Origin of the sequence: Paenibacillus oleatilyticus, from assembly GCF_018998565.1 — a bacterium.
GTDB lineage: Bacteria > Bacillota > Bacilli > Paenibacillales > NBRC-103111 > Paenibacillus_G > Paenibacillus_G oleatilyticus.
The window spans coordinates 1-1,681 of sequence record NZ_JAHNZO010000074.1 but is presented as its reverse complement, the minus strand read 5'-3'; the positions used below and the strand labels follow the sequence as shown (position 1 = coordinate 1,681).

The following is a 1,681-nucleotide window of genomic DNA, read 5'->3' as shown; positions in this document are numbered from 1 at the left end:
CTACAGCGGAATAACGATACAACGAAGGTGTTTAACCCTTGCTCGTCGAAGTAATGGAGTACCATTTCTTTGATGAACGGGGGTTTCCTTATGCGTCCTAAAAATCGAATCGTTCCTGAAAAAACCATATACTTTCGTCCCGAAATATCAAACTGTCCACATTGTGAGACAAAACTTGTTCGAGCGCATGCGGCATGGAAAAAGAAGATTTCAACTTTACAAGGAGTCATCTATGCCTGGAGCATGGCTTACCGTTGTCCAAATCAGCAATGTTCTCATTCCGGTGCGCTTTATAGGTCTGCGGAAGCAGAAAAACTTTGCATGAAATTTACGACCTATGGATTCGATGTTCTTTGTCTTGTAGGTGAATTGCGGTTCAAGCACCACATGACCCGCCAAGAAATTGCAGACGAATTGAACAATCGCGGCGTAAAAACTACCGACCGCAACGCGCAAATGCTTTACGAGCGCTATCTTACTCTGCTTGGTGCGAGTATCGATCAACATGTCAGCGAGGTTTTGAAAGACGTTTCCGAACAAAACGGAGGTCTGCTTCTTTCTATGGACGGCGTACAGCCGGAGAAAGGGAACGAGACGCTGTACGTTATACGTGAACTGTTCAGTGGCACCGTTTTGGCCGCGAAGAACTTGAAAAGCGGATCGTCCGAAGAACTCCAAAATCTTATTCGCCCTATTGTAGAGCTCGGCTATCCCATTGTTGGAATTGTTAGTGATGGCCAACATTCGATTCGTCTTGCCTTTGAAAAGTTGTTGCCAGAGGTACCCTACCAATACTGCCAGTATCATTACCTCAAAGATATTGCTAAGCCGGTGGTGGACTTGGACCGGAAGCTCAAAACCGGATTAAAGAAAAGCCTCCGCGGCATTCGAGAGATCGAACGTAAGGTAGAAGACAACCCCTCAGAAGAGAGTGAAGTAGCTAAGGGCTACATCGCAGCAGTTAGATCTTTATTGTTAGAAGACGGTAATCCGCCGCTTGACTTGCCCGGAATGCGTATTTACCAGAATGCGAAAACCATTCAGGCCTCACTTGAACAATGCCTGAGTAAAAAAGGGGCCCTCGATTCTCAGAATGATCGTCAGAATATTTAGCAAATTAGAGACGTTCGAATTTCACTATCAAGAAGTATGTCGATGGATGGAGCCTATTCGCCGAATCGTCACAGCCCTTGAGCCTTCCGTACATAAAACCAGTCAATCGGTCCGCGAGGAAATGACTCAAATCCTCGTATGGCTGCGAAGTGCCTATGATCGGGAAACAGACATTCCCATGGTAAAGAACGTAGAGAGTTACACAAAAGGCTTTTGGAAAGGGTTATTCACTTGCTATGACCATTCGTATTTGCCTAGAACAAACAATGATCATGAACGTTTTTTCCGACAAACAAAGACACGTCATCGCCGGATGACAGGACGTCGTAGTTGGAATGAATACATTCTTCGAAATGGTGAATACGTTGTGCTTGTCGATGATGCACTGAAACAAAAAGACTTGTCTGACAGACTAAGTCTTGTTTCTTATGAGGAGTACAAAAAGCAAAGATTTCGTTGGAATAACCGGCTTAATGAGAGTATCCTTCGTAGAAGGTTTAGAAGAAATCCTCTAGCTTACCTTCGGGAGCTTGAAAACAAACATAGTATGCTGGTTATTCCGCTGTAG

Annotated in this window: 2 protein-coding genes; both read left to right on the top strand. The window is 44.6% G+C overall.

Annotation, left to right across the window (positions count from 1 at the left end; translation table 11 throughout):
* Positions 1-90 precede the first annotated feature (90 nt).
* Positions 91-1,113 (top strand): transposase, encoded by a 1,023-nt coding sequence (locus KQX66_RS36330; protein WP_253957673.1) that lies wholly within the window; start codon positions 91-93, stop codon positions 1,111-1,113.
* Positions 1,114-1,159: 46 nt separating this feature from the next.
* Positions 1,160-1,681, top strand: a complete 522-nt coding sequence (locus KQX66_RS36325) for a hypothetical protein (RefSeq protein ID WP_216798380.1) — start codon at positions 1,160-1,162, stop codon at positions 1,679-1,681.

Excerpts from the sequence above, each read along its gene's own strand:
- KQX66_RS36330 (WP_253957673.1), top strand. The coding sequence starts at position 91 with ATGCGTCCTAAAAATCGAATCGTTCCTGAAAAAACCATATACTTTCGT.
- KQX66_RS36325 (WP_216798380.1), top strand. The coding sequence starts at position 1,160 with ATGGAGCCTATTCGCCGAATCGTCACAGCCCTTGAGCCTTCCGTACAT.